At 62.1% G+C, this 23,781-nt stretch carries 21 protein-coding genes, 3 pseudogenes and 1 other annotated feature; of the genes and pseudogenes, 17 read left to right on the forward strand and 7 right to left on the reverse strand.

Going from position 1 to position 23,781, the window contains the following annotated elements; translation table 11 throughout:
• Positions 1-99 precede the first annotated feature (99 nt).
• The 9 genes and pseudogenes from HJB83_RS25795 to HJB83_RS25835 all read left to right on the forward strand — a co-directional run.
• Positions 100-444, forward strand: a pseudogene (locus tag HJB83_RS25795) (adenylate/guanylate cyclase domain-containing protein); the annotation flags it as partial.
• A 191-nt stretch (positions 445-635) separates the two neighbouring features.
• A complete protein-coding gene (locus HJB83_RS25800) occupies positions 636-1,424 on the forward strand; it encodes a thioredoxin family protein (RefSeq protein WP_221117601.1) in 789 nt (262 codons plus the stop codon).
• A 444-nt stretch (positions 1,425-1,868) separates the two neighbouring features.
• Positions 1,869-2,249: a response regulator gene (locus tag HJB83_RS25805; protein ID WP_221132842.1), complete on the forward strand. Its 381-nt coding sequence runs from the start codon at positions 1,869-1,871 to the stop codon at positions 2,247-2,249.
• Between the two features lie 55 nt (positions 2,250-2,304).
• A complete protein-coding gene (locus HJB83_RS25810) occupies positions 2,305-2,556 on the forward strand; it encodes a hypothetical protein (RefSeq protein WP_207580864.1) in 252 nt (83 codons plus the stop codon).
• Positions 2,557-2,734: 178 nt separating this feature from the next.
• Positions 2,735-2,790, forward strand: a sequence feature (sul1 is cis-regulatory element that is thought to sense ions involved in sulfur or methionine metabolism; They are found in Alphaproteobacteria).
• 69 nt (positions 2,791-2,859) lie between these two features.
• Positions 2,860-4,326 (forward strand): SulP family inorganic anion transporter, encoded by a 1,467-nt coding sequence (locus HJB83_RS25815; RefSeq protein ID WP_221132843.1) that lies wholly within the window; start codon positions 2,860-2,862, stop codon positions 4,324-4,326.
• Between the two features lie 147 nt (positions 4,327-4,473).
• Entirely contained in the window at positions 4,474-5,283 is an 810-nt protein-coding gene (locus HJB83_RS25820) for a class I SAM-dependent methyltransferase (RefSeq protein ID WP_221132844.1), read from the forward strand.
• A gap of 391 nt (positions 5,284-5,674) precedes the next feature.
• Positions 5,675-6,022 carry a DMT family protein gene (locus tag HJB83_RS25825; RefSeq protein WP_164012071.1) on the forward strand — a complete coding sequence of 116 codons (348 nt, stop codon included), beginning with the start codon at positions 5,675-5,677 and terminating at the stop codon, positions 6,020-6,022.
• Between the two features lie 121 nt (positions 6,023-6,143).
• Positions 6,144-7,655, forward strand: a complete 1,512-nt coding sequence (locus tag HJB83_RS25830) for a DUF1800 family protein (protein ID WP_221132845.1) — start codon at positions 6,144-6,146, stop codon at positions 7,653-7,655.
• An 11-nt stretch (positions 7,656-7,666) separates the two neighbouring features.
• Positions 7,667-8,851, forward strand: a complete 1,185-nt coding sequence (locus tag HJB83_RS25835; protein ID WP_221132846.1) for a DUF1501 domain-containing protein — start codon at positions 7,667-7,669, stop codon at positions 8,849-8,851.
• A 133-nt stretch (positions 8,852-8,984) separates the two neighbouring features.
• Here HJB83_RS25835 and HJB83_RS25840 read toward each other — a convergent pair.
• Positions 8,985-9,569 (reverse strand): annotated as a pseudogene (locus HJB83_RS25840) (hypothetical protein); the annotation flags it as partial.
• Positions 9,570-9,588: 19 nt separating this feature from the next.
• The gene (locus HJB83_RS25845) at positions 9,589-9,975 is read right to left on the reverse strand and encodes an acyl-CoA thioesterase (protein ID WP_164012065.1); all 387 of its coding nucleotides are present in this window, start codon (positions 9,973-9,975) and stop codon (positions 9,589-9,591) included.
• Positions 9,976-10,264: 289 nt separating this feature from the next.
• Between HJB83_RS25845 and HJB83_RS25850 the strand changes: the two genes are divergently transcribed.
• The 4 genes from HJB83_RS25850 to HJB83_RS25865 all read left to right on the forward strand — a co-directional run bounded on the left by HJB83_RS25850 (position 10,265) and on the right by HJB83_RS25865 (position 16,151).
• The gene (locus tag HJB83_RS25850; RefSeq protein ID WP_221132847.1) at positions 10,265-12,082 is read left to right on the forward strand and encodes a methyl-accepting chemotaxis protein; all 1,818 of its coding nucleotides are present in this window, start codon (positions 10,265-10,267) and stop codon (positions 12,080-12,082) included.
• A 496-nt stretch (positions 12,083-12,578) separates the two neighbouring features.
• Positions 12,579-14,147: a heme peroxidase family protein gene (locus HJB83_RS25855; RefSeq protein ID WP_259669670.1), complete on the forward strand. Its 1,569-nt coding sequence runs from the start codon at positions 12,579-12,581 to the stop codon at positions 14,145-14,147.
• 206 nt (positions 14,148-14,353) lie between these two features.
• A complete protein-coding gene (locus tag HJB83_RS25860) occupies positions 14,354-15,667 on the forward strand; it encodes an extensin family protein (RefSeq protein ID WP_221132848.1) in 1,314 nt (437 codons plus the stop codon).
• A gap of 136 nt (positions 15,668-15,803) precedes the next feature.
• Entirely contained in the window at positions 15,804-16,151 is a 348-nt protein-coding gene (locus HJB83_RS25865) for a CAP-Gly domain protein (RefSeq protein ID WP_221132849.1), read from the forward strand.
• Between the two features lie 104 nt (positions 16,152-16,255).
• Here the strand turns inward: HJB83_RS25865 and HJB83_RS25870 are convergent.
• Positions 16,256-17,000 (reverse strand): annotated as a pseudogene (locus HJB83_RS25870) (M20/M25/M40 family metallo-hydrolase).
• Between the two features lie 166 nt (positions 17,001-17,166).
• Between HJB83_RS25870 and HJB83_RS25875 the strand changes: the two are divergent.
• Positions 17,167-17,790, forward strand: a complete 624-nt coding sequence (locus HJB83_RS25875; RefSeq protein ID WP_221132850.1) for a hypothetical protein — start codon at positions 17,167-17,169, stop codon at positions 17,788-17,790.
• 15 nt (positions 17,791-17,805) lie between these two features.
• Here HJB83_RS25875 and HJB83_RS25880 read toward each other — a convergent pair whose 3' ends face one another.
• A complete protein-coding gene (locus HJB83_RS25880; RefSeq protein WP_221132851.1) occupies positions 17,806-18,603 on the reverse strand; it encodes a class I SAM-dependent methyltransferase in 798 nt (265 codons plus the stop codon).
• 256 nt (positions 18,604-18,859) lie between these two features.
• Between HJB83_RS25880 and HJB83_RS25885 the strand changes: the two genes are divergently transcribed.
• The 3 genes from HJB83_RS25885 (at position 18,860) to HJB83_RS25895 (ending at position 21,859) form a co-directional block, all read left to right on the forward strand.
• Positions 18,860-19,255 (forward strand): Ohr family peroxiredoxin, encoded by a 396-nt coding sequence (locus HJB83_RS25885; RefSeq protein ID WP_221132852.1) that lies wholly within the window; start codon positions 18,860-18,862, stop codon positions 19,253-19,255.
• 105 nt (positions 19,256-19,360) lie between these two features.
• On the forward strand, positions 19,361-20,434 hold the full coding sequence (locus HJB83_RS25890) for a DUF3095 family protein (protein ID WP_221132853.1): 1,074 nt from the start codon (positions 19,361-19,363) through the stop codon (positions 20,432-20,434).
• A 126-nt stretch (positions 20,435-20,560) separates the two neighbouring features.
• The gene (locus HJB83_RS25895) at positions 20,561-21,859 is read left to right on the forward strand and encodes an epoxide hydrolase family protein (RefSeq protein ID WP_221132854.1); all 1,299 of its coding nucleotides are present in this window, start codon (positions 20,561-20,563) and stop codon (positions 21,857-21,859) included.
• A 45-nt stretch (positions 21,860-21,904) separates the two neighbouring features.
• Here HJB83_RS25895 and HJB83_RS25900 read toward each other — a convergent pair whose 3' ends face one another.
• The 3 genes from HJB83_RS25900 to HJB83_RS25910 all read right to left on the reverse strand — a co-directional run bounded on the left by HJB83_RS25900 (position 21,905) and on the right by HJB83_RS25910 (position 23,744).
• Entirely contained in the window at positions 21,905-22,318 is a 414-nt protein-coding gene (locus HJB83_RS25900; protein ID WP_221132889.1) for an NUDIX hydrolase, read from the reverse strand.
• A 27-nt stretch (positions 22,319-22,345) separates the two neighbouring features.
• Entirely contained in the window at positions 22,346-22,837 is a 492-nt protein-coding gene (locus tag HJB83_RS25905; RefSeq protein WP_221132855.1) for a MarR family winged helix-turn-helix transcriptional regulator, read from the reverse strand.
• 133 nt (positions 22,838-22,970) lie between these two features.
• On the reverse strand, positions 22,971-23,744 hold the full coding sequence (locus HJB83_RS25910; protein WP_221132856.1) for a siderophore-interacting protein: 774 nt from the start codon (positions 23,742-23,744) through the stop codon (positions 22,971-22,973).
• Between the last annotated feature and the right edge of the window lie 37 nt (positions 23,745-23,781).

Consider the following 23,781-nt stretch of genomic DNA (forward strand, 5'->3'; position numbering starts at 1 on the left):
CGCCAATTCGACTATTGCGCGGGTGCGACGATAGCATCGCGATGGGACCTACTATAGGATGTTGTTAACAATACCTTCGCTCTCCAGGAAAGACCGGGGATGGAGCGCCGTCTTGCAGCTATCCTAATCGCCGATGTCGTCGGTTACAGTCGATTGAGCCAGATCGACGAAGAGGTCACGCGTGCGCGTTTTCAGGCGGACCAGAATGATGTCTTCGAGCCGGCGATCGAGCGTCACCATGGCCGGCTGGTCAAAACCATGGGCGATGGTTCGCTGGTCGAATTCCAGAGCGTCGTCGATGCCTTGCGTTGCGCGGTGGAGGTCCAGCAGCGGAAAGCCACGCACAACGCCGTGGCCCTTCCGGAGCACGGGCTCGAGTTCCGGATCGGCATCCATCTCGGCGATATCATCGTCGAGGGCGAAGACATCCAGGGCGACGGCGTCATTGACGCGCTCCATCCAGCACCTGTTCACGCATCATCCGGACCGGCGCTGCGGCTGCGATCGGGGCAATGGGAATACGGTCACACTTGTTACTCCCACTGTTCGATTTCCGATGCGAGACTATGTCCGAACAACGCGCGATGAGCCGGGCTTCGAGGCGCGGGAATTCGCCCCAACGAGGAGATTGAGCCATGACTGCTTCAGCCGAAAATGGAAAGAGAGGACAGAGCATGCAGAGACCGGCGGTCGTGGCGCTGGAGGCCTGGGAGGCGGCGCGCGAGCAGATGCTGGTAAAGGAAAAGGCGCAGACCCGTGCGCGCGATGCGCTGGCCGCCGAGCGCCGGCGCATGCCGTGGATGGCGGTCGAAAAGGCCTATGCGTTCGAGGGACCCCAGGGCAAGGTCAGCCTGCCCGAACTGTTTGAGGGCCGTCGCCAGCTGATCGTCTACCGCGCCTTCTACGAGCCAGGCGTCTTCGGCTGGCCCGAGCATGCCTGCCGCGGCTGCTCGATGGTGGCCGATCAAGTGGCTCACGTCGCCCATCTCAACGCCCGCGATACGACGCTGGTATTTGCCTCACGCGCGCCGCAGGCCGACATCGCCCGGCTGAAAGCGCGGATGGGCTGGACGATACCATGGGTGACGATCACCGACAGTTTCGACAAGGATTTCGGCGTCGACGAGTGGCACGGCACCAACGTGTTCTACCGCGACGGCGAGCGCATCTTCCGCACCTATTTCATCAACAACCGCGGCGATGAGCAGATGGGCGGCACCTGGAACTACCTCGATATCACGCCACTCGGCCGCCAGGAAGTCTGGGAGGATTCGCCCGAGGGCTATCCTCAGACCCCGACCTACAAATGGTGGAACTGGAACGACGCTTATGTGGCAGACGCCGAGCCGGACAAGAAGTGGGTCGATGTCTCCGACGCCGGCGAGGCGGCGTTCCGGGCCGAAAGTGCAAATACGAAACCGTGAGCGAGGTCGAGTTGCGGCGGACCGGAGGCCAAGGGCTTCGGTCCGCCGCAAGGCGCTGTCAAATCATTGGATCTCCCGCCATGGGACGTTGCCTTGCCGGTCAAGGTGGCGGGCAGGTGGGCCGCCGACTCGGCACAAATCCGCTTTCCGCCAGCATTCAGCAGCGCCACCATAAAAACACCTGACAGAAGAGCGCTCACTGCCGTATCGAGCCCGGTGCGGCTGGAACTTTTGCGCCTTCGTCCTCTGTGATGTGTTCCGGGCTGTCTCCTACGGCGAAGCGCCGTTGGACGGCATTCTGCTGCTGCAGTGGAGGATTAGCCAGCGGCGGCGTCTGATGTCCGAAAGAAATTCAATGCAGAGTGGAAACATTTTGGGTCGACGGCGTTGTACCCGTTACCGGCAGTGTGCCCGAGCACCCGGCTTTGGTGAGGAGGCTTAGCCATGAAGGTCATGATCGTTGAAGATGAGAATACTATTGCGTTGGAGCTCGAACGCATTGCGCAAGAGGCCGGGCACCAGACAATCGGGCCGGTTTCGACGGTTGAGCAAGCTCTCGCCTATGCTCAGAAAAGCGATGTGGCGCTGGTCGATCTCAACCTCTCCGACGGGCGGAGCGGCGCTCAGCTTGCCCGTCGGCTGATCGACCGCTTCGGCGTGGACGTTATTTTCGTGACCGGCAGTCCTGAGAGTGTCGGCAACGGTATCGCTGGAGCGTTCGATGTGATCTCCAAGCCTTTCTCCGAGGAAAGGATTGTCAGCGCGCTCTCGCGGGCAGAGGCGGCCCGACGCAAAGATTTCGACCGCAGCAGGGCAGCGATCTGATAAGAAGGAGATTGACGTCGTGCACGTCGCTGGACCTTCCAGGGAGATGATCCGGATGAAGCACACACTCGTTGCCATTCTCTTCACCCTCACGGCCTGCGCCAGCGCGCAAGACCCGCAGCCTCTTTCGGGTAGCCTCACCTATCGGGGAAAGGTCATTCATTCACCCTATCGTCCGGGAACTGTGGTCAAACATACCTTTCTCGGTCAATTCGGTTACCGTGTTTTCGAAAGCTATGTGGTTCAGCCGGACGGCACACTCAAGCTTACGTCCCAGAGCACAGGCCCGGACTTTCTCTGGCAGTGAGGGTGGCTTCGGCTCCAGTCGCGCCATCGCGCAGGAGGACCTTCGCGGCGAGTTTTCATCGCCCCGTCCGGCACGATCGCAAGCGGCGCATCAATTTCGCTCGCAGCTTTCGCTTTCATCCCTGCGAAATTGAATGTTGCGCTGCAGCAAAAATCTCGTCTATACCACGGACATTCACCACGGACCCGGTGAGACCCCGGGTGGCTCTTCTGGCCGCCGATCCGCCAGATAACGCAAAACCTGCATGTCGCGACACGACCGCTCGATAGAGCGAGCCCGGCCATGCTTTGCGAGACTCTATCCATGCTGCTTTCCTCCATCCGTCGTGATTGGTCCGCCAATCCCACGCGCGAAATGCTTGCCGGTGCGGTTGCGACTTTCGCCCTGATCCCCGAGGTCATCGCCTTTTCATTCGTGGCGGGGGTCGATCCCGAGGTCGGCCTGTTTGCCTCTTTCGTCATCGGCATCGTCATTGCGTTCACCGGCGGACGCCCGGCGATGATTTCGGCGGCGGCCGGGTCGGTCGCACTGGTCGCGGCACCGCTGGTGCATGCCCACGGCTTGCCCTATCTCTTCGCGGCCGGGCTGCTGGCGGGGCTGATGCAGATCGTGTTCGGCCTGCTGCGGCTCGGCGTGCTGATGCGCTTCGTGTCGAAATCCGTGCGCACCGGCTTTGTCAATGCGCTTGCCATCCTGATCTTTGCTGCGCAGATGCCGCACATCATCGGCGCCGGCTGGACGGAATATGCCGTGCTGAGTGCCGGGCTTGCGATCATCTATCTGACGCCGCGGATCACGACGGCGATCCCGTCGCCGTTGATCTGCGTTCTGATCCTGACCGTCGCCTCGATCGGGTTCGGACTTCCCGTTCTGACCGTCGCCGACCTCGGCAAACTGCCGGATTCGCTTCCGGTGTTCGGCTGGCCGGCGGTGCCGCTGACGCTGGAAACCCTCAGGATCATCGCCGGACCCGCACTTGCCATCGCGATGGTCGGGCTGCTGGAATCGATGATGACGGCGAGCGTCGTCGACGATCTCACGGATACGCCGAGTTCGAAGAACCGCGAATGCACGGGTCTTGGCCTTGCCAATGCCGCCGCGAGCCTGTTCGGCGGCATTGCCGGCTGCGGCATGATCGGCCAGACGGTGAGCAACGTGAAATACGGCGGGCGCGGCCGGCTCTCGACGCTGTTTGCCGGCGCCTTCCTGCTGATCCTGATGGTGCTGCTGAAGCCATGGGTCTCCGAGGTTCCCGTCGCCGCGCTGGTGGCGATCATGGTCATGGTATCGATTGACACCTTCGACTGGTCGTCGCTTAAAGCGGTCGTCGTCCATCCCCGAATGTCGAGCGCCGTCATGGTGACGACCGTCGTCGCCACCGTCTTCACCGCCAACCTGGCGCTCGGGGTGACGGTCGGGGTGCTGCTCAGCGGCGTGTTCTTCACCTTCAAGGTCGCCCGCCTGCTGCGCATCGAGGTGGCGCCCGATCAAGCCGCCGGGCAACGCATCTACCGCGTGTCCGGCCAGGTGTTCTTTGCCTCGGCCGACGTCTTCGTCGAGGCGTTCGACGTTCAGGACGCTGTTGGCAAGACCGTGCTGATCGACGTCTCCGAGGCGCATTTCTGGGACATCACCGCCGTTGCCGCACTCGACAAGGTCGTGCAGCGCTTCCGGGCGCATGGCATCGCCGTGGAGGTTGCCGGCCTCAACCAGGCGAGTTCGACGCTGATCGAAAGCCTCGATGGCAAGGTGGTGCTGGAGGGGGTGTGACGGCGGCAAGGGTAGGCGGAGCATAGGCTTTGCCGGATAGAAAAATCAGCGCGCGGATTCCATAACAAGTATGGGAATGACTATCCGCTTGCGCCGGCCCGTCGGGGGTCCATATTGACACGCATCGTCCTTGAAGGGGAGGCTTCGATGCCGTCGAGTTTCAATGTCGAAAGTGCGGATGGTTATGAACGGCTGATGGGGCGCTGGAGCAAGAGGCTGGCGCCGATGCTGATCGATTTCGCCGGGTTGGCGGATGGGGATCGCGTGCTCGATGTCGGCTGCGGCACCGGCAGCCTGACCTTTACGCTGGCGGAAAAGCCGAGCTTGCAGGAGATCGTCGGTGTCGACTATTCGCCGGTTTTCGTCGAGGCCGCAACGCGGCGCAACACCGATCGGCGGATCACGATCCGGCAGGGCGATGCCTGCGCGCTTCCCTTCGAGGATAATCGCTTCGACAGGGCGATATCGCTGCTCGTGCTGCATTTCGTGCCCGAGGCGGGAAAGGCAGTGTCCGAGATGGCCCGTGTCGTGCGCCCGGGCGGCGTGGTCGCGGCCGCCGTCTGGGACCATTATGGCGGCATGTCCGGCATGAGGATGATGTGGGATACGGTGGCGATGCTTGACGAAAACGCGCTGCCCTTACGCCGCAAATATTGTTTCCAGCCGATGATGCGGCCGGGGGAAATGAAGGAGAGCTTCATCGCGCAGGGTCTTGCCGATGTCGAGGAGACTTCGTTGCTGATCCGGATGGAATATCTTTCCTTTGGGGACTATTGGGACCCAATCGCCGCCGGCGAGGGACCACTCGGCAAGTATATTGCGGGGCTGGACCCGGCGAAGCGAAAAGCGGTCGATACAGCCGTCAGGGCCGCTTACGATGCCGGCGAGCCGGATGGCCCGCGGTCGTTCGCATCGGTGGCGTGGGCGTGCCGGGGCAGGGTGCCGGGCGGCGGTTAGGTGTGTCGGTATAACGGCCCCTGAGACAGCGAGCATGCGCCGGCGCCCCGGAGAGCCTCATCCTGAGGTGCCCGGCAGGGCCTCGAAGGACGAGGCGGGCGCGCCGGCACCGAATGAATGCAAGAAGTAATGTTGGCGTGTGCTTCGAGGCTCCGCCCTCTCGGGCTGCGCGGATGCCGCGGCCCCAGAGCCGTGGTGCGACGCCCCGACCATGCCAATCGCGATGGAGGCCGGCGGCAAGGCACAAGCAAAGGCCGGCCGGCGACATCTCGGTGGCGTGAGACGATTGGCCCGAGCCTTGGGGCTTGCCGTCAGATGGCGGCGTGCTACGTAAGGCCCGCCGGTATCTCTCCGGATCAGCTATTTCCCCTCCACAGCCCCGAGTTATTCCATGTCGTTTTCTCCCGCCGCCCTCTGGCCCGTTGTCATGCTGTTTGCCTCCAACATCTTCATGACCTTTGCCTGGTACGGGCATCTCAAGCACAAGGGCAGTGCCATCTTCCTTGCCATCCTGGTCAGCTGGGGCATTGCCTTTTTCGAATATTGCCTGGCGGTACCGGCCAACCGTATCGGCTCGGCAGTCTATACGACGGCCCAGTTGAAGACGATGCAGGAGGTGATCACGCTGCTGGTCTTTGCCGGCTTCTCGATCTTTTGGCTCGGCGAGAACCTGACGTGGAATCATGCGATCGGCTTCGCGCTCATCGCGATCGGGGCATCCTTTATCTTCCGGGCATAAACTTCAGTTTTTTCAACAGATTACAAATCGTCCATGTCTGGAAATCGCCACATTTCCTACAGATTGGCGTCGCAATCGGCTGGCAGCTTGTCACTACCACGTGATCAGGAGTTGACCGGCCATGAGCCTCTCTTTCCCGACGATGGCGGCGATCCGGTTCGGCTATGGTTTCCGGCCGGGTGAGGCGCCGCCGCAAAGCAAGGACGACCTGATCGGCCAGCTCAGCAAGGGGGCAGCGGCAACGCCGGACTTTCCGCTCGGCGGTCCCGAGACGCGCCACCGCGCGATCCTCAGCCTGCAGGAGCAGCTGAAGCAGATCCGCCAGGACGCCAAGTCGGTGACCGACGATACGACGCAGCGCGAGATGCGGAAGGGCGTGCAGCGGCAAGCGCAGCAGCAGTTTCAGCACGATGTAAATCTGCGGCTGATGCAGGCGGTGCTGTCGCCGTACGGCTTCTACGAGCGGCTGGCGACCTTCTGGACCGATCATTTCTCCACCAGCGCCAATAAGAGCTTGCCGATGCGTCTCATCGTGCCGCTCTACGAGGCCGAGGCGATCCGGCCGTTCATGTCGGGCCGGTTCGGTGATCTGCTGCGCAGTGCCACCGCCCATCCGGCCATGCTGATCTATCTCGACCAGGCGGATTCGCTGGGGCCGGATTCAGCCGGCGGCATCAAGCGCAACAAGGGACTGAACGAAAATCTCGGCCGCGAACTGCTGGAACTGCACACGCTCGGCGCCGGCAGCGGCTACAGCCAGGCGGATGTCACGGCGGCGGCCATGGTGCTGACGGGGCTCACCATCGACCGCAAGGAGATGGACATCGCCTTCCGGCCGAATATCTCAGAGCCCGGTACGCATGAGGTGCTCGGCGTCAGCTATGGCGGGCGGCGGCGCTCGCGCGACGACTATCTCGACATGCTCGACGATCTCGCCGTCCACCCGAAGACGGCGGCGCATATCAGCCGCAAGCTTGCAGTGCACTTTATCTCCGACCAGCCCGACGAGGGGATGGTGTCCGACATGGCCATGGTCTGGAAGACGACGGATGGTGATCTCACAGCCGTCTACACCGCCATGCTCGACCATCCTGCCGCCTGGCGTAACGAAGGGGCCAAGGCGCGCCAGCCTTTCGACTATGTCATTGCAGGTCTGAGGGCGCTGAATGCGGGGCCAGTCAACGGCGTCGTCGGCAGTTTTCTGGCGGCCAACCAGCAAGGCACTGATGAGGGCGACATGGCGGCGAATACGCCTGGAATGGCAGGTTCGCCTATAGCGACGGGTCCTCCCGGCGAGGCGAGGGACACGCGGCTCAAGGCCTTCCGGACGGCGCGAGCGTTGGGGCAGGGGGCGCTGAAGCGCATGGGCCAGCCGACCTGGCAGCCGCCGAGCCCGGCCGGCTTCGAGGAAGGCTTCTCCACCTGGATTACCGGCAGCCAGCTTGCCGAGCGGCTAGCTTGGGCAAGGCGGGCGGCGGCGCAATTTGGGCGCGACGAGGATCCGCGCGAATTTCTGAAATCGACGCTTGCCGATGCGGCGCGCGACGAGACGATCCGCGTCGTGTCGCAGGCGCCGAACAAGATCAGCGGCCTGACGCTGGTGCTGGCATCGCCCGAATTCAACCGCCGATAGGAGGCCCGCCCATGACGCTGTCGATGAACCGGATTTCACTGTCCCGCAGAGGCTTTCTAGCGTCCGCTTGTTGTCTGGCCGCTGCCCCCGTCTTCACGCCGGTCACCTTCGCGGCGATGCCGGGAGACAACCGTTTCGTCACCATCGTGTTGCGCGGCGCGATGGACGGGCTGGACCTGGTGCAGCCCTATGGCGATGCGGGTTTTGCCGCGCTCAGACCGACGCTGGCGCTGACGCCCGACACCGGGCTTCTCGATCTCGATGGGCATTTCGGCCTCAATCCCGCCGCTGCCGACCTGATGCCGCTGTGGAAGAGCCGGGAGCTTGCCTTCGTGCACGCGGTGTCGACGCCCTATCGCGACCAGCGCAGCCATTTCGACGGGCAGGACATGCTGGAATCCGGCGGCGAACATGTCGCCGAGGAAAAGACCGGCTGGCTGAACCGAGCGCTCGCCGTCATTCCGCGCTCGGATGCACGCAAGGCGATCGACGTCAACACCTCGACCGAGCTGATCCTCTCCGGCCCGAACGACGTCGACGTCTGGGCGTCGGATTCCAATCTGGCGCCGGCGCGCGACGAGATGCAATTCCTGACGCGGCTCTATGCCGGTGATCCGCCGTTTGCCGCTGCACTTGCCGAAGCAACGCGGGCCGACTCCTCCTCGATGATGGTCGAGCCGGATGGCCAGCGCGGCGAAAAGACCGCGGACGTGGCAGCGCTTGCGGCCAACATGCTGAAGGACGACTACCGCATCGCCAGCTTCTCGGTCACCGGCTGGGACACGCATATCGGCCAGGCCGGCCAGTTCAAGCGGCCGGTGCAGGATCTGGCGCAGGCGATCAACACGCTGAAGACGACGCTTGGGGCCGAAATCTGGGCAAAGACGGTGGTGCTCGCCATGACCGAATTCGGCCGCACCGCCCGCCAGAACGGCTCCGCCGGCACCGACCACGGCACCGGCGGATGCGCCCTGCTTGCCGGCGGCGCCATCAACGGCGGCCGCATCCTTGGCCGCTGGCCGGGCATCGGCGACGGTCAGCTGCTCGACGACCGCGACCTGATGCCGACCGCCGATGTGCGCGAACTCGCCGCGGCGATGTTGTATCGGCAGTTCGATGTCGGTGTGGATGATCTGACAGGGAAGATCTTTCCGGGGTTGGGGTTTGACAAGGGGTCGCAGTTTTTGCGTGGGTGAGTGGCTGCACCTCTTCTCCCGCTGGGGATAGGAGGCAGCAAGCCGTTGCCCGGCCCTTCGCTTGGGCTCAGGGCGTTCGACGCTGCAATCGATTCACTGGATCGATTGCTCCCGCTTTGCGGGATCGCGTCTCACCCAGCACATCATAAAGCCTAAAGATGAAGCTGACCTGATAGACGAGGTTGGCGGTGATGAAGGCGGCATGGAAGCGACGGTTAGGGGTCCAGGCGGCGATGGCGCAGAGGAGGATATAGACGATGTTTCGGGCGGGATATTCCCAGCCGAGCGCGAGGATGCGCTCATGGCCCTTGATCGCCGTGTCGAGAATATCGACGGCGTAGGTGAGGCCGAGGATGCCGAAGAACCATTTGCGGCGGGAAATGAAATATTCCTCGTAGCCGCCATATTCATCGAGGCTCGCCGGAAAGAGCAGGGCGCAGAGCAGGAAGAACAGGCTGCAGAAGCAGACGAGGAATAGGTAGATCCCGAAGCCGATGGCCGGCACGGCCTGCAGGCGATATTCCCACCACCAGATATGGATGATGAACAGAAACATCGACAGCGCCCAGCCAAGATCGACGGCATAGACTTTGGCCTTGGCGGGATGCTGGACGATGCCGGCAACGCCGGTCAGCATTCTGGCAAGCGAAAGGCTGATGACCATGCCCATCACCACCTTGATGTGAAGGAAGACCTCCGGCGAGCCGACCGTTTCCATGCTCTCGACCCCTGGTCTGTCACGCCTCGGGGACTTGTTTCGGTTTGCCGTCTTCGTCGAGCGCCACCATGATGAAGGTGCCGGCGGTCACCTTTTCCATCTTGGCGTAACGCGCACGGTGCGCCCAGGCTTCGACGATCAGCGTGATCGAGGTGCGGCCGACGCGATCGATATCGGTATAGACCGACAGCGTGTCGCCGATCTTGACCGGTAGCTCGAAGGCCATTTCCTTGACGGCGGCGGTGACGACGCGGCCCCTGGCGCGCTCGGTGGCGCGGATGCCTGAGGCAAGGTCCATCTGCGCCATGACCCAGCCGCCGAAGATATCGCCGGCCGGATTTGCATCGCCCGGCATGGCGAGCGTCCTGAGCGTTAGTTCGCCTCTCGGCTTGGCGGCATCGGTCATCAAGGGTTCTCCATCTGGTGCGGGCCATCGGCCGGCGATTCACTGGACGATAGCCTAGTGCAAAGGCTGTGGGCTGTAAAAGACGGCATGGCCGGGCGCTGCAGCTAACCGCCGGGAAATATATTGCAGCCGTTGCCGATTGAAATTTCATTCGATTTCAAACAGTTGATTTCGAGTGCTTCGGCCTTCCCTCACGGTATTTAATCATCTTCTAATTAAGCTTTACGCTCCAGTAATTCCGGCAATTCAAGATGGGTCTACCTCATTTACGAGAATCGCCGGGAACCTCATGCGCAACGTCAAGATTTCCACCCGCCTCTACTGCCTCGTCGGATTCACCCTTGCCGTGCTAGCGGCGACGATGATCTTCTTTTTGAACTATTCCTATTCCGAGCTGGAAGCGGAGCGGAAGGTGGGGTTGGCGCAGATGGATGCGACGGCGCTCGGCATCTTCGACAAATATTACAAGATGGAGCAGGCGGGCACGATGACCCGCGAACAGGCGCAGGCGGCCGCCAAGGACGTGATCGGTGCGATGCGCTACGGCGCCGACGGTTATTTCTGGATCAACGACATGCATCCCACCATGGTGATGCACCCGATCAAGCCGAAGCTTGATGGCACTGATATCTCGCAGATGAAGGACCCGAACGGCAAATTCCTGTTCGTCGAATTCGTCAGCAAGGTGAAGAAGGATGGCAAGGGCTTCGTCGACTATTACTGGCCGAAGCCGGGCGCCGATCAGCCGGTGCTGAAATATTCCTATGTCGCCGGTTTTGAGCCCTGGGGCTGGATCGTCGGCACCGGCGTCTATGCTGATGACCTTGCCGCGCTCTATCATCAGAACGCGATCTGGGCGGCGGTGCTCTGCCTGCTCGGGGCCGCGGCCACGATTGCCATCGCCTACGCCATCGTGCGCAGCGTCACGGCGCCGATCGCCCGGCTGAAGGCGGCGATGAACGCGATCGCCGCCGAGGAGGCATCGGTAGAGATCGCCGGCAGCGACCGGCGCGACGAGATCGGCCAGATGGCCAAGGCATTGCTGGTGCTGCGCGACTCCGTCGACGAACGCAGCGCGCTGCGCGGACGGGAAGATGAAAGGCAGCGGCAGATCGAGGATGAGCGACGCGGCAACGAGGCAAGCCTGCGCTCGGCCTCCGACCGGCAAAACCGGGCAATGCAGGCGCTCGGCGTTGGCCTGGAAAAGCTCGCCGGCGGCGATCTGACGGTTGCGATCGACGATATCGGCGAGGATTACGCCAAGCTGAGGGGCGATTTCAACGCCGCCGTCGACGCGTTGAACGGCGTTATCCACGCAATCGCCGAATCGAGCCACGTCGTCAATGAAAGCGCTTCCGACATCAGCGAGGCGACCGGCAACCTGTCGAAGCGCACGGAACAGCAGGCGGCAGCCCTCGAGGAGACGGCGGCAGCGCTCGACGAGATCACTGCGACGGTCAAGACGGCATCCGAGCGGGCGAACGAGGCGCGCGCGATGGTGGCCGAAACCAAAGCCAGCGCCGGCCGCTCCGGCGATATCGTCCGCAATGCGGTGACGGCGATGGGCCGGATCGAGGAATCGTCGAGCCGCATCAACCAGATCATCTCTGTCATCGACGAGATCGCCTTCCAGACCAACCTGCTGGCGCTGAATGCCGGCGTCGAGGCGGCGCGGGCGGGCGAGGCGGGCCGCGGCTTTGCCGTCGTCGCCCAAGAGGTGCGCGAACTTGCCCAGCGCTCAGCCAATGCAGCCAAGGAGATCAAGGAGCTGATCAGCCGGTCGGCAACGGAAGTCGAGGGCGGGGTGGCGCTGGTGCGCTCGACGGGCGAGGCGCTGCTGGAAATCGAGGCGCTGGTCAACCAGGTCAACGACCACGTGGTATCGATTGCGACGGCGGCCCGCGAGCAGTCGACCGGGCTGAACGAGATCAACGGCTCCGTCAATCATATGGACCAGATGACGCAGCAGAACGCGGCAATGGTCGAGGAGACGACTGCGGCAAGCCGCACGCTCGCCGATGAGAGCACCCAGTTGAAAACGCTGCTTTCGAATTTCCGCCTGCGCGCCGAGCCGCGGGCCGAGACGAGGTATACGCGGGCCGCGTGAAGGCAAGAGCGAAGTAACGGCCTCACAACAGCTTCAGACCGGAACGTCAGGAAAAGAGCCGCAACGACGGCTCTTTTCGTTGTGGCGCCGTCATCGCGGTCAGATGCACGGATCGCGACGCAGCATGATCCTTTCGAGTAGAGAGGATCGTGGGCCGGCGGAATTCCAAGATCTTCAGGCTGATATACCTGGCAGATGGGTTTGATAAAAAGCAGCAGATTCAATCCTCAAGCGAATATCATTGCAATTTACCTTACGCTATGCTTCATTAAGGTTGTAGGTGAGGGCAGGGTATTTCGAAGATAGCGATTGCTGTCGTTGCGGAAGCCACCATAATTCTCCAATTTGGCAAACTATCCGGGACCATGGCCGCGGCGGCCTTGGCATGGCCGCCGTGTGTCTCCCCGAATTCGAGGATCTCAGTCCTCCGCATCGAACATCGCTGCCCTCATCGCACCGCTGCCGCATTCCAGTTCAGTAACCGAGGGAGGCCGAAATGGCTCGCAGCAAGCATGGTTCGCCAGTAAGAGGCATGGATAGCGTCGCGCATTCGAGTGTTCGCGACCAGAGGTTCGGGAGGATGTTCCGCAACCTGCCGGCCGCCGCATTTACCGAGGACGCACTCACCGATCTTGCGAAAACGATGTTCCAGGGGGAGTTCGCCGAGAAGATCGAAGAGGGAAAACCCGTCGACGTCGCGCTTGACGAGCGGGAGCCCGAAGACGAGAACCCGGCAATTCCTGCAGGCTTCACCTATTTCGGTCAGTTTCTCGATCATGACATCACATTCGATCCGGTCTCGTCGCTCGACCGCTTCAACGATCCCGATGCCCTGCAGGATTTCCGCACGCCGCGGCTGGATCTAGATTCGGTCTACGGATCGGGACCGGCCGACCAGCCTTTCCTCTACGAGGATGACGAGCTTCATCTGTTGCTCGGGGACGACAAGGATTTTGACGGCGCGAGGAAAAACCGCCCCGACCTGCCGAGGAACGCGGCCAAGATCCGGCGCGCGCTGCTCGGCGACAAGCGCAACGACGAAAACGTGATCGTCTCGCAACTCCACGCCACCTTCCTCAGATTTCACAACAAGGTCGTCGATACGCTGCGCACCCCCGATTTCGGGCTCTGTCAGCAGACGGTGCGCTGGCACTACCAGTGGATTGTCCTGCATGATTTCCTGCCCCGTATCATCGGCAAGGAGACCTACGAGCGCGTCATCGTCGGCAGAGGCGAAAAGCCGAATATCCGCTTCTACAATCCACAGGGCCGCTTCGCCTTCATCCCCGTCGAATTCTCGGTGGCGGCGTACCGATACGGTCATACAATGGTGAGACCGAGCTATTCGCTGAACGGAACCGTCACGAAGCCCGACCCGATCGAGCAGCGGTTCAACGGGAAAAAGGCAAAGTTCAATCGCATTCCGATTTTCTCTCTGACTGACGTGATCCAGCACCCGCGGGCAAATTTGAACGGTTTTCGCGAGTTGCCCGACTTCTGGGCGATCGACTGGGCCTTCTTCTTCGACGGGGTCGCGCCCGAAGGGACGCCGCCGGCTGGCGCAGTCCTGCCGCAGCCCTCCTACAAGCTCGATACGACGTTGGTCGATCCGCTGACGAGCCTGCCCGATCACCAAAGGGAGCCCATCCATATCCGCAGGGCGCTCGCCGCCTTGAACCTGCTGCGCGGCTGGCGGCTCGGATTGCCTTCCGGCCAGGCGGTGGCGCGCCATATGGAAATGGAGGCGCTGTCGGATGAGCAGCTGTTCGACAGCGAGGATGCCGAGAGGAAGCGGGCGCGCGGCGCGTTGCTGAGCGATCACCCCGGGATTTTCAAGGATAACGCGCCGTTGTGGTTCTACATCCTGCGCGAGGCGGAGATCTTTGGAAACAGCGAGCATCTCGGGCCGGTCGGCGGCACGATCATCGCCGAGGTCATCGCCGGCCTGATCCGCGAGGATCGGCATTCCTTCCTAGCGCAATGGCCGAAATGGCGGCCGACATTGCCGAGCGCCGAGGCGCGGCATTTCACCATGGCCGACCTGGTCAATTTCACCAACAGGTAGCCGAGGTCGATCAAGGCTGCGGGAGCGGCCGGGGAGGATGCCGAGTAAAAGTTGCATCTATCGCCAATCTCAAGGCCGCGAAAGCGGCCTATTTCATCTCCGTCGCGTTCAGATTGTGCCGGTAAGTTTTCATTCACCGTTTTTAATTAAAATTGGAGTGAGTTTTTTCTGTCACTGCCCAGTCGGCCTGCGGAAGCGATAAGAGTATGGCGTTTGTTTCCTTTCCTTGGCGAGCCCTTTTGCCCCTGCTGCTCTCTGCGTCGCTGACCACCTGTTCGATCAGCGATGGGCTTGTGCCGCCGGCCAATGTCGACAACGGCACCAGGGTCAGCTCGATCTCGCCGGCGGCGCGCATGGCGCCCTCGGTCCGAATGGCGCGTGCGGAGCGCCTTGCGCCCGCGGAAAGCCAGGCCTCCTATCCAGTTTCCAGTGCGCCTACCGGCAATAGCCAGGGATCCATCGACTACCTCGATACGCCGAACCTTGCCGGCACCGGCCATGCCGCGCCGACGGCGCGCGGGGGGCGCCTGCCGATGATCGACAGCGACGAAGCGCTGGCGGCGGGCCAGCCGAGCGGCAATTGGGGGGGCACGCAGAACCTTGCGGTCCCTTCCGGCGGCGTCAACATGGATGACGAGCTTGGGGCAGAGCCGGTCGTCGGGTTGGTGCAGGAACAACAGCAGCAGATCGCCGAGGGAGATGCGACGGAGCCGGTCGTTGACGGAATCGGCACCGATAGCCCTACGCAGGTGAACCGGCCGCTACGCCAGCCCGCACCGCGGGCGATGCCGCAGCCGGCGGCACAGGGGCAGATGAGCCGGGCGCCGGCCTGGAACGACGGCAGCCCTGTGGTGGCGCCGTCACGCGTTCCGGAAGAGGACGAAAGCGAAGAGGTCGCGATGCTGCGGCCGAACAATCCGATGATGAGCGAACCGGCAGCACCCGTTGACCCGAGCGTCATGCCGACCTCCGAGCTTGCCTGCCGGCGCGAGCTGAAGCGCATGGGCGTGCTTTTCGACGAAAAGCCGCCGATTTCCAACGGGCCCGCCTGTCAGGTGCCCTATCCGGTGTCGCTGAAGGGGCTTTCCGGCAATATCGGCGTGCAGCCGGCGGTGACGCTGAACTGCCAGGTGACGCTCGCCTTCGCCAAATGGGTGAAGAACGAGCTGGCACCGTCTGCCCGCTACCGCTACTGGACCGGCATCAAGACGATCCAGCCGCTCGGCGGCTATTCCTGCCGGCGCATGAACAACAGCCGGCAGAAATACAATCCGATGTCGGAACACGCTCGCGGCAACGCGATCGACGTCGGCAAGTTCGTGCTGAAGAACGGCCACGAGATCGACGTGCGCAAAAAGGGTCTCTTTTCGCTGCGCGAAGGCCGGCTGCTGAAGGCGGTGCGCAGCGACAGCTGCCGCTATTTCAACACCGTGCTCGGCCCCGGCAGCAACCCCGAACACTGGAACCACTTCCACTTCGATCTGCGGTCCCGCAAGAGCGGCAAGGCCTATTGCGACTGATGCATTTCGCCTTGAACCGTGCGGCGCAGGTGCGGCTTTTGTCGCGGCAAAAAAACCACTGGCAGAAAGTGGTTCATCCCTGCCTTCCGGCGCGCTATAGATCTGTCAGGCGGATTGCCGTTCGAGAGTTTGATCCATGAGCTATGATTTCCATGTCGGCCAGAAGGTCGTCTGCATCAACGATACCTTCAAGCATGTCAGCATCGACCAACTTATCCGCAAGGGCGAGATCTACACGATCCGCTGGGTCGGCGAATATACCCATTATATCGACGGCACGTTCATCGGGGTGAAGCTCGCGGAAATCAATCGCGGCAACGACGACGGGCCGGAAGGTTACGGTGCGGCCGACATGCCTTATCGAGCGACGCGCTTCCGGCCGCTTGTGAAGGACAAGATTTCATCGCTGCGCAAGCTTTTGGCCCCGACGCCGGATGCACCGGTGGAACCGAAGGAAAAGGTCAGGAAGAAAGAGAAGGTCTAGCGCCGCTCTGCCAGCCTGATCAGGTAGCCGTGGACACGTCGCCCGCTCCTCGATTTTTTCCTCAGCATGTCTTCGGGCGCGGAGGCGTGAATGGTCGGCGGCGTCTAGGTTGTCTGCCGGCCGACCGGCACGCCGGGTTCGTCGAGGTGCCAATAGAGGCCGGCCATCAATGCGAGGCCTTCACGGGCGGTAAATAGGGGAAGATGCTCGTTCGGGGCGTGCTGGGAGCATCCCGGATAGGAATGGGGAACCCAGATCGTCGGGAGTTCCAGGGTCTCGGAGAAGGTGTCGTTCGGCAACGATGCGCCGAGGTTCGGCAGGATAGCCGGCTTTTTGTGCGTGACGGCGAGTTCGCGCAAGCCAGGTGGTATCCGCTCCTCACCCATCTCGATAAGATACTTGGCGTTGAAACCGAGTTTGCCGCGTGTTTCCAGCACGGCCTGGATGGCACCGATGTTGATGCTATGCTGCCCCTTGTTGTCGGCGACGCCGCGCCCATACCAACTGTCGTCACGTTCGGTCATCCTCCACGGCGACAGGCCTTCGTCCCAGCCGTCATCGAGCCCGCGGATCACGTCACCGTGGCCAACCAAGCACAGTCGGCCGCTCGGAATCTTCGATGCGCTCGGCGAAGAAAAAAAGCCAGCCGCCTTCCGTCAACGTGCGGCAGGTAAAACCGAGCGCTGCGAAGGTCGGTGTGAGCTCTGTCTCGATATAATCGAGCAACACCTGACTGCGGTCAGGGTTTTGGCGCTCTGTCGGCATGGCGACGCGGCGCGCCAGATCGGTCCGGAACGATCCGGAATCGAAATAGGCCTCTGCTCTTGCTATGGCGGCTTCGCGTGTCATGCCGCAGCATAACATCATGCCGGTTTCATCGAAACGGCCTGTCTGTCTTCGTCCGGTGTCATCGCCCTTTTGCCGCGTTTGGGCCGAAGACGCCACGCGGCGGCACGCGATTGTGCAGTCCGGTTGTCTGTGCGACAGTCCGTGCGTAAGATGCGGAGGAGAGACCATGAGGCCGGTTTGGAACGTGCTGGCGTCGCTTTGCGCCGCCATCGGTTTTGCTATTGCAGCGACGGGAGCGGACGCCGCTGATCCGCTCGTTTTCAACTATCACGGATGGCAGGTCGATCTCACCAATGCCAGGGGTGCGGAACCCGATCGGGAGATGGTCACGGCCGTCAAGCGGCAGCTCGACATCGTCGAGCATGTCGATCTGAAGCCCGACATCCTCAAATTCATGCAGACAATCCGAATCTGGGCCAATCCCGCTGCTGCGAGTTTCGGGCCTGGCCATTACAGCAGCAAGACCGGTATCGACCTGCGCGTCAGGGGGCTCGAGCCCGACAAGCCGATCATCCTGCATGAGTTTCTGCATGCTTATAACGACCGGATGCTCCCGGGCGGATTTGGCAATTCCGACGTCAAACAATTCTTCAATAGCGGTCGGGCGCTCTGGCCGAGCGATTCCTATATGATGAGCAACGACCGCGAATTCTTCGCTGTGACGGCAAGCGTCTATCTGTTCGACGATATCGACCGGCCGCCTTATTCACGCAGCCAGCTCAGAACCAACCAGCCGCGCTACTACCAGTGGCTTGCCACGCTGTTCGACGACGGCCGGTCGCGATCCTGAAAGGCGGTGATCCGATCAGGCCGTCTTCTTGCTGAGGAATAGCCCAGTCTCCTTGCTGACATCGAGCGCGCCGCTGCCTTGCCTGAAGGCATCGGCGATGGCCTGGCGGAAGCGGCTGAGCTGAGGCTCGTCGGCGCCTTCGCCGGGCGGATAGGAGGTCAGCGCCAGGAAGACATCCTCGGGCTCGGTGATCCGCATGCTTGCAGGGTACTGCGACATCGCGACGTTTGTGAATTGCGACCGCATTATTCCTTCGGCGGCGTCATATCCAAAGGCTTCGGCCGCAGGATCGGTCGGCGCGCTGCCGAAGACGGTCGTCAGCTGGTAGACCTCACGCATGTTGCCGATGCCGTTGGTGGTGACCGCGAGAAAGCCGCCCGGCTTCAGCACCCTCGACATCTCCGCGATGCCGGCGGCCGGGTCGGGCAGGTGGTAGAGCATGTGCATGGCGATCACGAGATCGAAGGCGCCGTCTTCGAAGGGGAGTGCAGCTGCATCGGCCTGGCGGCCTTGAACGGAACCGAAGGGCAGTGCGCCGCAGCGCGCCGCCGCCTCGTCGACCATGCCTGGCGAAAGGTCGGCGAGTGTCAGCTGCAGATCCTCCGGCAGAAGACCTGCCGTTGCCGCCCAGAACCATGCCGGCCCGCAGCCGACATCGAGGACGCGATCTCCCGGTTTCAGGGGCAGATGCGCGGCAACCCACGGAAACCAGCCCGTTTCGGCGATGGTATATTCAGTATGGAGCCTGGCCCGGGCGGCGAGCTTGCGGCTGTCGCCATACTGCACGGCATTGCCTTCAGTTATGGAGGACATCTCAACTCTCCGCCTTTCTCGTGAAGCCTCGGGCATCCAGGCAGAGCCTATAGAGGGCGTCGTTCCTGGACAAGACGTGACTATGCGCAACCGGTCGAGCTTGCCTGCGCGGCTGGCTCAAGCCTTATGCTATGAGAAAAATAAATCGTATCCGACTAAATCGGAATGGTGTTGACATCGAATTCAGTTCGGCATATTAGATCGCATCCGAATCAATCGGATGCGATGAAGATCATCAAGCCGAAAGGGCATGACAATGACTGAGAAGCTTCTTTTCGCCGGGAAGACCCACATCGCCGGCGGCCGCAACGGCTACGCACGCAGCAGCGGCGGCACGCTCGATATCAAGCTGCCGCAGCCGCATCCGGCGGCCGAAAACCTGTTCGGCACCGCCTGGTCGGCCTGCTATATCGGCGCCATCGAGCTCGCCGCCGCGCAGCGGAAGATCACGCTGCCGGCCGGTCCCGAAGTCGATGCTGAGATTACGCTCAACGGCGACAACGGCTCCTACTTCCTACGTGCACGGCTCAATGTCAGCTTGGCAGACATCGATCGCGAGATCGCGCAGGAGCTGATCGAGGCAGCCCATGGCATCTGCCCCTATTCCAAGGCGGTGCACGGCAATATCGACGTCGAAACCAAGCTCGTCTGAACGGGAAGGGCCGGCCTCGCGCCGACATCTTCAAGCGGGGGTCTGCCGATCGGCGGCAGACCCGTTTCTGAGCTGGCAGCAACCCTGCCGATCGGAGGAAGTGCCATGATCCACAGCGAGCCAGAGCCGCGCCAGGCCTATGACGAGTTTTCGCTAGTGCTCGATCCCGATGTCTATGAGCCGCTGCCTGACGATTGGCTGATCGGCATCACCGACGTCGTCAGCTCGACCGCGGCGATCCGCTCCGGGCGCTATGAAGACGTCAATTATGCTGGCGCATCGATCATCGCCGCACTCGGCAATGCTTGGGGCTCGTTTGATTTCCCCTTCGTGTTTCGCGGAGACGGAGCCGCCTTCGCCTTGCCGGCGAATGGCATCATGGCCGCGACATCGGCCTTGCGTGATGTTGCGGGCTTTGCCAAAACCGATCTTCATCTCGACCTGCGTGTCGGGCTCGTCACCGCCGGCGAAATCCGCGCGAACGGACGTGATGTCAGGATTGCGCGCTATGCCGCATCCGAGAGTGTGACCTATGCAATGTTTGCGGGAGGCGGGCTCAAATGGGCGGAGCGGCAGATCAAGAATGGCCGCTATCTGGTGAAGCCCGGCCGTTATGCGATGAGGCCTAACCTGACCGGCCTGAGCTGCGACTGGGCGCCGTTCCCTAGCCAGCGGGGCGAGATCCTGTCGCTCTTGGTCGAGCCTCGTGACGATACCAGCCCAGAGGTCTTTGCAGCGCTGGCGAAGCGCGTGCTTGCGGTTTTCGATGCGGCGCCGCGCCGGTCTCATCCGCTTTCCGGAAATATGGCTGTCCACAGGGACCGCGGAAAGTGGGTCGATGCTCCGCGCTGGCCGGAGGTCGCCTCCAATTCGGATTTCCGCAAATTCGACGACGGCCTGCGCCTGACGCTGGACTGCACGCCGGAGCAGATCGACAGCGTCGAAGCCATCCTCGTTGCTGCACGAGCGCGCGGCGAGATCAGCTTCGGTCTGCATCGCCAATCTCATGCGCTGATGACCTGCCTCGTGCCATCCGGCAGCCCGGATTCGCACCTGCATTTCCTCGACGGAGCGGGCGGCGGTTATGCCAAGGCGGCCGAGATGATGGAGGAGGGTGCGCTCGCCGTCGCATCGCGTCAGCCTGAGAGGCCCATTCGCGGCGGTCGAGACATAGACTGACAGGGTAATTGACCCCTCCATAGCCCGGGCGCATAGTCCGGGCAGACGCGAAGGACCTACTGTTGCAACGAGGTCGGCCAGTCGATCCTCGTCCATTCCTGCAGATCGAACGGAGAGGAAAGCGACATGTCACCGACATCCCTATCAATGCCCACCCGGCGCGAACTGCTGGCCGCAACCGCCGTAGCCGGGGCCATCGGAATGCTTGCCGGAACGCGCGGCGCCGAGGCGAATGGCGAGGAGATCAGCCCCTTCAGCGTCAACTTCCCCGAGGAGGCACTCGGCGATCTGCGCCGGCGCGTCGCGGCGACCCGTTGGCCGGACAAAGAGACCGTCATGGATGATAGCCAGGGCGTACGGTACGAGACGATCCAGAAGCTCGCGAACCATTGGGCGAGGGATTACGACTGGCGCAAGACGGAGGCGCGGCTCAATGCGCTGCCGCAGTTCGTCACCGAGATCGATGGGCTGGATATCCACTTCATCCACGTCCGCTCCAAGCATGAAAATGCGCTGCCTATCATTGTCACCCATGGGTGGCCTGGCTCGATCATCGAGCAACTGAAGATCATCGAGCCACTCACCCACCCGACCGCGCATGGCGGTGGCGAAGCGGACGCGTTTCATGTGGTGATCCCATCGCTGCCAGGCTATGGCTTCTCCGGCAAGCCGACGGCGCCGGGTTGGAATCCTCCTCGCATTGCCCGCACCTGGGTGACGCTGATGCAGCGCCTCGGCTACACAAGGTTCGTGGCGCAGGGCGGCGATTGGGGGAACGCGGTCACCGAGCTGATGGCTTTGCAGGAACCGCCGGGATTGCTCGCCATCCACACGAACATGGCGGCTACGGTTCCGGCCGATATCGCCAAGGCGCTCGCAGCCGGCGGGCCGGCGCCCGCGGGCCTTTCTGCTGAGGAAAAACAGGCCTGGGACCAGCTCGACGACTTCTACAAGAACGGGCTGGGCTATGCCATCGAGATGAACAATCGGCCGCAGACCCTCTATGGGATCGTCGATTCGCCGGTCGGCCTAGCCGCCTGGATGCTCGACCACGACATTCGCAGCTACCAGATGATCGCTCGTGTTTTCGATGGAAAGTCCGAGGGGCTGACGAAGGATGATATCCTCGACAACGTCACGCTCTACTGGCTGACGAATACCGCAATTTCTTCGGCGCGGCTCTATTGGGACAATGCGCATTTTCCAAGCGGAGGCTTCTTCGACCCTAGAGGCATCAAGATTCCGGTTGCCGTGAGTGCCTTTCCCGATGAGATATATGCGGCGCCAAAGAGCTGGGCGGAGAAGGCTTATCCGAAGCTCATTCACTACAACAGGCTCGATAAGGGCGGCCACTTTGCCGCCTGGGAACAGCCGATGGCCATGACGGCTGAGCTGAGGACGGCATTCCGATCTCTGCGCCAGTAAGGCAAAAAAGCGCGTTGTGCCGAACCGGCTTCGCGCGACGCGCTTTCACTCCTTGCGGCTCTGCTGCAAAACGAGCTTTGCGAGGATTTGACCGAGCTTAGGCGGCGCCAGCTCGGTTTCGCATTCTATTTCCGCGGCGGTAAACCATCTGAGCGCTGTGTGTTCATCACCGATAAGTCGCGGAGAGCCCTGCCATCGATCGACGTGATAGACGTGGATGGTGGCGGATGCCCCGGGCGGGCTTTCCGAAACGAGCTTTCCTGCCAATTTCCAGTGCTGCGGCGTCACGCCGATTTCTTCCAACAATTCCCGGCGCATCGCCGTCTCGGCGTCTTCGCCGCTCTCGACATGACCGCCCGGCAAACTCCACCGATCCGGGTGCGTCTTGCGTTCGGAACTTCGCCTTGCGAGAAGAACACTCCCATTCTCAATCAATGCGCCGATTGCAATCTCGGGGATGTCACCAGGTGCCGACATGTGACGCGATCATGATTTTTCCGGTTCGGCTTGCGCCCGTAGCAGGTTGTCACGCAGCCGCGTGACCGATTTCTGTACGACGGGGAAATCTTCGCCGAGGCCGACGGCGTCGATCAGGGCCGAGCTGGGATCGGTTTCGAGAAGATCGCGTCCCGCCGGCGTCAGGCTCACCCGCACCTGCCGTTCGTCGGCGGGATCGCGATGACGGGTGATAAAGCCGACTGACTCCAGCTTCTTGAGAATGGGCGTCAGCGTGTTGGATTCGAGAAACAGTTTTTCCCCCAGCATGCTGACCGTCTGTTCGTCCTCCTCGGAAAGGGCGACCATGGCGATATACTGGGTATAAGTGAGGCCGATCGCGTCCAGGACCGGCTTGTAGGCGCGGCCGAAGGCGAGATTGGCCGAATAGACCGCGAAGCACAGGAAGTTCGAAAGCTTACGGCCGTCACCGTCAGTCTTGGGGGAGCTTGATGCTGGCTGTTTTGCTTTAGGCGCGGGCATGGGTCTATCCTGTTTCGGCATCTATCAACGCAATATATATCGTATCCGATTAAATCGCAATGGCGACGGCAGTGGGTTTGTCGGGCCGTCGCCCCAATTTCCGGAGCGGCGGCCAGTGTCGGGGTCTTACGGCTTAAGCGAACTTTTCCGTCGCATCAGCCTTGCCGAACACCCAATAACCGGACGCTTTGATCCAGCCGAGCGGGTAGCTTCTTTCCGTCAGCAGATAGGCGCGGATATCGCGTGTCACCGAGGCTTCCGCCGCGACCCAGATGAAAGTTTCCGGCAGGATATCGACCGTGGCCAGCAGTTTCAGCAGGGCTGCGGCATCGGTTGCCTTGGAGAGAGGCCGGTGCGCCCAGTGGACGTGCAATTCGGCTGACGTGTCGAAGGTCTGCTCTTCCACCTGGCCGGTGACGGCTGCGACTGTGGTGATGATAGTTCCGGCGGGGCTCTCCTCGATCCGGCGGCCAATCGCCGGGAGCGCCGTTTCGTCGCCGATCAGCAGCCATCGTTTGACGTTCGCGGAAACCACGGCGGAGCCTCTTGGCCCGCCGATTTCGAGCCTGTCGCCGGGGCGGGCGCCGATCGCCCACCGCGTCACCGGGCCTGCCTCGTGCAAGGCGAAATCGATGGTCAATTTCCGCCCGGCATTATCATAGCGGCGCGGCGTGTAGTCACGGCGCTCTTCTCCGCCATCGGCGGCCGGTACGAAAATCTTGATGTGGTCGTCGGGCGCAAGGCTGATGAAATCGGCAAGATCGTCGCCGGTCAACGTGATGCGGCGCATGCCGGGGGTGATATCGACGACGCTTTCGGCCGTCAGCGTACGCCGTGGCGTGTCGTGGCGCACCCGCTCGATGGCAGGGGCCGGCGACGTCTGGTCTTTGGGTTGATTGTTGTCCATGTGTCCTCAGGAGCTTTGAAACTCGATCCGCAGGACA

This window comes from Rhizobium sp. NZLR11, from assembly GCF_019685115.1.
In the GTDB taxonomy this organism is placed as follows: domain Bacteria; phylum Pseudomonadota; class Alphaproteobacteria; order Rhizobiales; family Rhizobiaceae; genus Rhizobium.

Coding starts and splice junctions, on each gene's coding strand:
- HJB83_RS25800 (WP_221117601.1), top strand. CDS start 636: ATGACTGCTTCAGCCGAAAATGGAAAGAGAGGACAGAGCATGCAGAGA.
- HJB83_RS25805 (WP_221132842.1), top strand. CDS start 1,869: ATGAAGGTCATGATCGTTGAAGATGAGAATACTATTGCGTTGGAGCTC.
- HJB83_RS25810 (WP_207580864.1), top strand. CDS start 2,305: ATGAAGCACACACTCGTTGCCATTCTCTTCACCCTCACGGCCTGCGCC.
- HJB83_RS25815 (WP_221132843.1), top strand. CDS start 2,860: ATGCTGCTTTCCTCCATCCGTCGTGATTGGTCCGCCAATCCCACGCGC.
- HJB83_RS25820 (WP_221132844.1), top strand. CDS start 4,474: ATGCCGTCGAGTTTCAATGTCGAAAGTGCGGATGGTTATGAACGGCTG.
- HJB83_RS25825 (WP_164012071.1), top strand. CDS start 5,675: ATGTCGTTTTCTCCCGCCGCCCTCTGGCCCGTTGTCATGCTGTTTGCC.
- HJB83_RS25830 (WP_221132845.1), top strand. CDS start 6,144: ATGAGCCTCTCTTTCCCGACGATGGCGGCGATCCGGTTCGGCTATGGT.
- HJB83_RS25835 (WP_221132846.1), top strand. CDS start 7,667: ATGACGCTGTCGATGAACCGGATTTCACTGTCCCGCAGAGGCTTTCTA.
- HJB83_RS25845 (WP_164012065.1), bottom strand. CDS start 9,975: ATGACCGATGCCGCCAAGCCGAGAGGCGAACTAACGCTCAGGACGCTC.
- HJB83_RS25850 (WP_221132847.1), top strand. CDS start 10,265: ATGCGCAACGTCAAGATTTCCACCCGCCTCTACTGCCTCGTCGGATTC.
- HJB83_RS25855 (WP_259669670.1), top strand. CDS start 12,579: ATGGCTCGCAGCAAGCATGGTTCGCCAGTAAGAGGCATGGATAGCGTC.
- HJB83_RS25860 (WP_221132848.1), top strand. CDS start 14,354: ATGGCGTTTGTTTCCTTTCCTTGGCGAGCCCTTTTGCCCCTGCTGCTC.
- HJB83_RS25865 (WP_221132849.1), top strand. CDS start 15,804: ATGAGCTATGATTTCCATGTCGGCCAGAAGGTCGTCTGCATCAACGAT.
- HJB83_RS25875 (WP_221132850.1), top strand. CDS start 17,167: ATGAGGCCGGTTTGGAACGTGCTGGCGTCGCTTTGCGCCGCCATCGGT.
- HJB83_RS25880 (WP_221132851.1), bottom strand. CDS start 18,603: ATGTCCTCCATAACTGAAGGCAATGCCGTGCAGTATGGCGACAGCCGC.
- HJB83_RS25885 (WP_221132852.1), top strand. CDS start 18,860: ATGACTGAGAAGCTTCTTTTCGCCGGGAAGACCCACATCGCCGGCGGC.
- HJB83_RS25890 (WP_221132853.1), top strand. CDS start 19,361: ATGATCCACAGCGAGCCAGAGCCGCGCCAGGCCTATGACGAGTTTTCG.
- HJB83_RS25895 (WP_221132854.1), top strand. CDS start 20,561: ATGTCACCGACATCCCTATCAATGCCCACCCGGCGCGAACTGCTGGCC.
- HJB83_RS25905 (WP_221132855.1), bottom strand. CDS start 22,837: ATGCCCGCGCCTAAAGCAAAACAGCCAGCATCAAGCTCCCCCAAGACT.
- HJB83_RS25910 (WP_221132856.1), bottom strand. CDS start 23,744: ATGGACAACAATCAACCCAAAGACCAGACGTCGCCGGCCCCTGCCATC.